This window comes from Nocardiopsis nanhaiensis, assembly GCF_054778635.1.
Map to the genome: position 1 here is coordinate 35037 of NZ_BAAGZJ010000068.1, position 7052 is coordinate 42088.

Below are 7052 nucleotides of genomic sequence, written 5' to 3' on the forward strand. Positions count from 1 at the left end.
CCCCAGCCATGGTCGAGGAGAGCCGCCCGGCCTTCGCAGCCGAACGCCGGGAACGCATCCTGGAACTGGTGTGGGCCAACGGCAGCATGTCCCTGCGGGACATCGCCGCGAAGGTCCGCGCTTCGGAGGTCACGGTCCGCCGTGATGTGCGCGCCATGGAGGCCGAGGGCCTGCTCGATCGCCGCAGGGGAGGCGCGGCGCTGCCCGGGCGGATCGTCCACGAGCAGAGTTACACGGGCAAGAGCGGGCAGTGCGCGGCGGAGAAGGCCGCCATCGCCGCCATCGCGGCCCGTCTGGTCCGCCCCGGAGACGCCATCACCATCGGCCCGGGGAGTACCGCAGAGGCCCTCGCCCGCGCCCTGCTGGGCCACGGCGACCTCACGGTCGTCACCAACTCCCTGCGGGTGGCCGACATCCTCGCCGGGGCCGCCGGGGTGGAGGTCGTCATGACCGGCGGTACCGTACACGCACCCATGAGAGCCCTCGTCGGGGTCAGCGCTGAGGCCTCGCTGACGGGACTGCGGGTCAACCGGGCCTTCCTCTCCGGCAACGGCGTCAGCGCCGACCGGGGCCTGAGCACCCCCAACCCCGCCGTAGCCAGCGTCGACCGGGCGCTGTCCGCCTGCGCGGAGGAGACCATCGTCCTGGCCGACCACACCAAGGTGGGCGCCGACACCATGGTGCCCACCGTCGCCCCGGAGGAGATCGCGCACCTGGTCACCGACAGCAGCGCGGACCCGGAGGTGCTGCTGACCTTGGAGGAGACCGGCGCCCTCGTCCACGTCGCCGTGGTGGACGGCGAACGGGGACAGTGACCCCGGGTGTTCCCCGCTTTCGGCGGTGAAAGGGGCGTATCCTACCGTTTGCGCGTATTGTGCGGTGAACGCAGTATGCGTGATCCTGGACGCACCTCCGTCCAGCCAGCACTCGCCGCCCACCCCTCAGGAGCCGCCGCGCATGCCCTCCCAACCGACGCATCCGGAGCACGACCCGTCCGCGCCGGTGCGGGTCACCCCCCAGCCGGTGGCGCTCCCCGAGCCCTGGCGGAGTTCGCGGATCACCGTGGTCGTCCCCACCTTCAACGAGGCCGACAACCTGCCGGTCCTGGTGTCCCAGCTCATGGCGCTCGACCTGTCCGAACTGCGCGTCGTGGTGGTGGACGACAACTCGCCCGACGGCACCGGCGAGGTCGCGGACAAGCTCGCCGTGGACCTTGGCGCAACCGGGGCCGGCAACGACCGGCTGACGGTGGTGCACCGCACGCGCAAGGACGGACTCGGCCGCGCCTATGTGGAAGGCATGACGCGCGCCCTGGCCGACGGCGCCGACTACGTGGTGCAGATGGACGCCGACCTCAGCCATCCGGCGGGCTATGTCCCCCAGCTCCTGGGCACCCTGCACTCGACCGGCGCCGGGGTGGTCATCGGGAGCCGCTACGTGCCAGGCGGCAGCCTCTCCGCGGCGTGGGGGCTGCGCCGCCGCCTGCTCAGCGGCTGGGCCAACACCTACGTCAAGACCGTCCTGGCCATCCCCGTCCAGGACGTCACCGCGGGGTTCAAGATCTGGCGGGCCTCGGCCCTGGCGGTGCTGGACCTGCCCAGCATCGAGAGCACCGGTTACGCCTTCCAGGTGGAGATGCACTACCGGGCCTACCGCCGCGGTCAGAAGATCATGGAGATCCCCATCCACTTCGAGGACCGGGTCGTCGGCGAGAGCAAGCTCGACGGTGCCGTCGCCCTCGAGGCGGCCCTGCGTCCCCTGAGGTTGCGCCGTGCGGAGAACGCCCGCCGCTGACCGGAGCCGTGTCCCCTTTCGTGTGAACGCCCTGACCTGCGATCATCTGGGTGAACGCGAACTATGGGGGCGAGATCATGTCCGAACAGCCCTACGACGTGGACTCCGACATGGGGGAGGACCCCCAGGAGAGCGAGATCGCCGAGGCCGAGAGCCGCCAGAACCCGGGAGCGGGCGTCTACGGCTACACCTTCGAGGACGAGGGCGCCGCGACCGGACGCGGTATCGACCAGGAGGTCCGTGAGGAGCGCGACGACGTCATCCCGCGTGAGGACTTCGGCATCGACGACCCCGCTGCTGAGGAAGCGGCGGTCCGCGAGGTGGACGAGCCCGAAGACACCTGAACCCGCAAGGCAGGGCCTAGAGGACGTTCTCGCCTCGGGGCCCTGCCCGCTGTCCGCCCTCCGATTCCTTCACAAGTGCACGAGGATTTGCGATCATCGAGGTCACAGCGGGGAAGACCACGGGCAAGGAGGCGGACACAGTGACCGAACAGCCCTACGAGGTGGACTTCGACCTGGGTGACGACCCCCAGGCGAGCGAGGTCGCCCAACGCGAGAGGGTCATCGACCCTGACTACAACATCCTCGTCTACAACTTCGAGGACGACGACAGCCGGGGGTGGCTGGGGATCAACGACGGAGTGCGCGCCGAGCGCCTGGGCGTCGTGCCGCGCCAGCGTTGGGGCGGTGAACGCAGTGCCGAAGAGGAGGCACTGACCGTGGTACCCGACCCCGACGCCGTCAACGACCGTCCCCCGGAAGGCCAGGACTGACCGGACGGGACCTCACCGCCGCGTCGGCCCGCCCTCGGTGTTCCCCGCGGTCGATCCAGGGCATGCGCGCATGGGCGGCCCGGATACGCCGCAGAACCGCGTGGGCCCTTCCTCAGCGTGCGGTTCGGCGGGGCCAGCCCTTTCGGGCGTTCCGGCCCCTTCGGCTGCGCCTGCCCTCTCGGAACCTGAGCTCTGGCCGGTGTCCACGTCGGTCTCGGGCATCCGCCCGCGCGGCAGCGCCAGCGCGCACACCGAGGCCAGTACGCACAGACCGGCCAGAATCAGCATCGCCGTGCCGAACCCGGCCGCGATCGCTGAGGCGTCGCCGTGTGCCCCTGTGCCCTCACCGCCGGAGCCGCCGATCCCGGCCAGTACCGGCACCGCGGCCACACCGATCAGCTGCGCGCCCCGCGCGAACGTGTTGTTCACCCCCGACGCCAGCCCCGCGTGCCGTTCGGGGGCCGAGGCCAGGACGGTCGCCGTCAGCGGGGCGACGGTGGTGGACAGGCCCAGCGCCACCAACACGACCCCGGGCAGCACCCCCGTCAGGTACGGGGCCTCTTGGTCCAGCCGTGCGAGCAGCAGGAAGCCGGCGGCGAGCAGGAGGGGCCCGACCACCAGCTGGAGTCTGGGGCCGAACCGGGCGGCGAGCTTTCCCGAACGGGCCGACAGCAGCAGCATGAGGACGGTGATCGGGAGGGAGGCGGCCCCCGCTGCGATCGGCGAGTACCCCGAGACCTCCTGGAGGTAGATCACCAGGAGGAACAGCAGCGGACCCAGCGAACCGTAGATCATGACGGTGGCGGCGTTGGTCACGCTGAACGGCAGCGACCGGAATATCCCCAGCGGCAGCATGGGCGCCCGGCTGTGCGACTCCACCACCAGGAACGCGGCCAGGGCCAGTACACCCACCACGGCCCCGGTCCACACTGCCGGGGTCCCGCCCACCGAACCCCACTGGATCAGGGCGTAGGTGATACCGCCCAAGGCCACCACGCCCAAGAGGGCGCCGTTGTAGTCCAGCTGCCGGGCGGCGGAGGTGTCCCGGGACTCCGGCACCTTGAACCGGGCGATCAGCAGTACCACGACCGCGATCGGCAGGTTGATGAGGAAGATCAGCCGCCAGTCACCGATCTGCACCAGCCAGCCGCCCACGAACGGTCCCACCGCTGAGGCCACACCGGTGAGCCCCGACCAGGCGCCGATCGCCCGGGCCCGGTCGTCCTCCCTGAAACCCGCCTGAAGGATGGCCAGGCTCCCCGGGGTCAGTAGTGCGCCGCCCACCCCCTGGATCACGCGCCCCGCGACCAGCCACTCCAATGTGGGTGCGAACGTGCACAGGGCCGAGGCCAGCGCGAAGACCGCGCCCCCGACCATGAACAACCGGACCCGGCCGAACCGGTCGGACAGCGAACCGCTGAGCAGGATGAGCGCGGAGAGCGTCACCATGTACCCGTTGACGATCCACTGCAGACCGGCCAGCCCCGTGTCCAAGTCCCCCTGAATGGCGGGCAGCGCCACCGTCACCACGGTCGAGTCCAGGAAGGCCATACCCGAAGCCAGGACCGTCGCGGTCAGCATCCACCGGGCCGCCGGTGTTCCCCATCCCACCTGCCCGCCGGTGCCCGGTACCGAGGTCGAACCACTCATGAGTAACCTTCCCGCGGGCAAGCCCTTCGGTGGACTACCGACACCATAGGAGCGGACCCCCGCCCGTAGGAGAGGGTCCGCGCCGACTTTCCGTCGCCCTGTTCGGTTTTGATCTCCGGGTTGCTGGGATCCGTGGCTACTCGCTGGCGAGCGCCCCCGTGATCGAGGTTCCGGCGGCCCGGCGCGCGGGTAGCACGGCGGCCAGCAGCCCGGCCAGGAGTGCGACCCCGATGAACACCGTGATCTGGGCCGTGGGGATACTGAACATGAGGTCTGGCAGCACGGCCGCACCCGCGGCCCAACCGAACACCACGCCCATGACGATGCCGATCCCGGCACCGATCAGGCACAGCAGTACGGCCTCGATGCTGAGCATCCGGCGCAGCTGCCCCTTGGTCAGACCCAGAGCCCGCAGCAGCGCGGACTCCCGGGTGCGCTCCAGAACGGACAGCGCCATCGTGTTGGAGATGCCGAACACCGCGATGATGATCGCCAGGCCCAGCATCGCCGCGATGGTGTAGAAGGCGATGTCCATCATCTCGGAGAACTGGTTCCTCATCTCGGCGGCCGACTCGACCTGCAGGGCCGGCTGGTCGTCCACGGCGCCGTAGACGTCGGCGCGCAGCTCGGCCGGGTCGGCATCCGGGACACCCTGGACCATCATGCTGGTGTATTCGGTCTCATCGGGGAACATCGCCGCGAAGTCCTCGGTGTCGACCGTGGCACCGGAGACCATCTGCATTGCCTCGGTGATCGCGACGATCTCCAAGTCCAGATCGCCCTCGGGGGTCGAGAAGGTGAATGTGTCGCCCACCCTGTGACCGTCCGCGTAGTCCTCGGAGACGACCACACCGGCCGGGTCCAGGTCGGCCAGGTCGCCCTCGACCGTCTCGCTCTGGATGTCGGTGCCCAAGTCGGCACCGACGTAGGTGGTTACCGGAACGCTTCCGTCGCGGCCGACGACCGCGGCGTCGTCCACCTCCGCGGTGCCCGAGCGCTCACTGAACACCTTGTCCACGGCGGCCGAACCCTCCAGGTCCTGGCGGACCTGAGCGGGGATGCGGGCCAGACCGTCCAGGCCCGTGTCATCCTCGACGGTGTCCTCGGTGCCCGGTCCGTCCTCCGCGCCGGGCCCACTCCCGGCGAGGGCTTCGTCGGAACCTTCGGCGCTGTCTCCGCCCCCCGGGGTTCCCACCTCGGCCGCGGACTCCTCGTCCAACCCGAACTGCGGGCTGATCTGGTAGTCCACCGGGAACTGCTCGTCCAGCATCTGGGTCATGGTGGTCTCGAGCGAGGAGCTGACCACGGAGTAGCCGGTGATGAGGGTGGCGCCCACGGTGAGGGCGATCATGGCGGTGGCGGCCCGGCGCGGGCTCCTGGTGGAGTTGTCCACGGCGAGCATGCTGGGCACCCCCACCCGGCGGAGCGGGATCCCGACCAGGCGAACGATGCCGCGCACCAGCAGCGGGCCGAGGACGACCACGCCGACGAAGGCGATCAGGGCGGCGCCCACCACGGTGAACAGTCCGTTGGGGCCGGGGCCCGTCATCTGGTTCATGCCGATCAGGGCCGCGGCGACCGCGAAGGCCGCCAGGCCGGACAGCACACGGATCCAGCCGGTGCCCTTCTCCAGCCCGGCGGCGGTGGCGCTGGCGCGTAGGGCCGCCAGCGGCGCCACCCGAGTGGCTCGGGTAGCCGGGATGAGGGCGGAGGCGACCGTCATCAACGTGCCGACCAGTAGGCCGACGATCACCGTGGTGGGACTGATCACCACGGAGGCGGTGACGTCGGTGCCCATCATCTGACCGCCGAACCGCGCTGCCAGCATGCCGATGCCCACGCCGGCCAGGACGCCGAGAGCGGAGGCGATGAGTCCTACCACGAACGATTCGGTGAGCACGGAGCGGAAGACCTGGCCGCGCTTGGCGCCCACGCAGCGCAGCAGGGCGAGTTCGCGCTGGCGCTGGGCGACGAGGATCGCGAAGGTGTTGTAGATGACGATCCCCGCGACGAACATCGCGATGACGCCGAAGAGCAGCAGGCCGATACGCAGGGTATCGGTCTGGCCGCCGGCGTTCTCGGCCATCTCTTCGCCGTACTCCGTGCCGGTGCTGACGTCGGTTCCGGTGACCGAGGCGACCGCGGCCGCGGCGTCGCTGTCCGTCACACCCTCGGAGGCCAGCACATTGATCTCTGAGTAACCGCTGGCCCCGGTCATCTCCCCGGCCGTCTCTTGGTCGAAGACCAGCCCACCGCGGAACCCGTAGGTGCCGCTCACCCCGAAATTGACCAGCCCGGTGACGGTGAAGTCGCGCTCGGCCTGCTCGGGGTCGAGCACGGTGACGGTGTCGCCGACATCGAACCCGGACTGGTCCGCGGTGGAGGTGGCCAGAGCGATCTCGTCACTGGAGGCAGGCAGTGCACCCTCGCTCGGGGAGAACCGGGTGGTGTCGCCGAACGTCATGGCGGCGGGCGGCACCTGGCCGAAGGCGCGGCCGTCGGAGTCCAGGAGCACGGCCTGGCCCTCAATCAGTCCGTCGGCCTCGGCGACCTCAGGCAGGGCGCGGACGTCGTCGAGCACGGTCTGGTCGAAGGGGACGGGCTGTTCGGGTGGCCCGTCCGCGGGCTGCGGACTCTCCGGCTCTTCGGGGACGGCGATGGCGTCGACGCTGGTGGCCGAGCCCATCACGGTCTCTTCGTAGCTGTCGTTGAGGGTGTCGGCGAAGACCATCGTGCCGGAGATGAACATGACGCCGAGCAGGATCGCCAGTGTGGTGGTGACGTACCGGGAGGCGTGCAGTCTCAGTCCGGCCAGTGTGGTGCGCAGCAACTC

The 7052-nt window shown here is 70.2% G+C and carries 6 protein-coding genes; 4 read left to right on the top strand and 2 right to left on the bottom strand.

The window, feature by feature from the left end; all coding sequences use genetic code 11:
* The first annotated feature begins 8 nt into the window (after positions 1-8).
* From ACYVD1_RS25960 to ACYVD1_RS25975, 4 genes are all read left to right on the top strand, one after another.
* Positions 9-815 carry a DeoR/GlpR family DNA-binding transcription regulator gene (locus ACYVD1_RS25960; protein WP_460777101.1) on the top strand — a complete coding sequence of 269 codons (807 nt, stop codon included), beginning with the start codon at positions 9-11 and terminating at the stop codon, positions 813-815.
* A gap of 142 nt (positions 816-957) precedes the next feature.
* Positions 958-1794 carry a polyprenol monophosphomannose synthase gene (locus ACYVD1_RS25965; protein ID WP_460777102.1) on the top strand — a complete coding sequence of 279 codons (837 nt, stop codon included), beginning with the start codon at positions 958-960 and terminating at the stop codon, positions 1792-1794.
* Positions 1795-1844: 50 nt separating this feature from the next.
* The gene (locus tag ACYVD1_RS25970) at positions 1845-2138 is read left to right on the top strand and encodes a hypothetical protein (RefSeq protein WP_460777103.1); all 294 of its coding nucleotides are present in this window, start codon (positions 1845-1847) and stop codon (positions 2136-2138) included.
* Between the two features lie 140 nt (positions 2139-2278).
* Positions 2279-2569, top strand: a complete 291-nt coding sequence (locus tag ACYVD1_RS25975; protein WP_460777104.1) for a hypothetical protein — start codon at positions 2279-2281, stop codon at positions 2567-2569.
* A gap of 12 nt (positions 2570-2581) precedes the next feature.
* Here ACYVD1_RS25975 and ACYVD1_RS25980 read toward each other — a convergent pair whose 3' ends face one another.
* Both ACYVD1_RS25980 and ACYVD1_RS25985 read right to left on the bottom strand, forming a co-directional pair.
* A complete protein-coding gene (locus ACYVD1_RS25980) occupies positions 2582-4219 on the bottom strand; it encodes an MFS transporter (protein WP_460777105.1) in 1638 nt (545 codons plus the stop codon).
* A gap of 136 nt (positions 4220-4355) precedes the next feature.
* On the bottom strand, positions 4356-7049 hold the full coding sequence (locus tag ACYVD1_RS25985; protein ID WP_460777110.1) for an ABC transporter permease: 2694 nt from the start codon (positions 7047-7049) through the stop codon (positions 4356-4358).
* Positions 7050-7052: the final 3 nt, after the last annotated feature.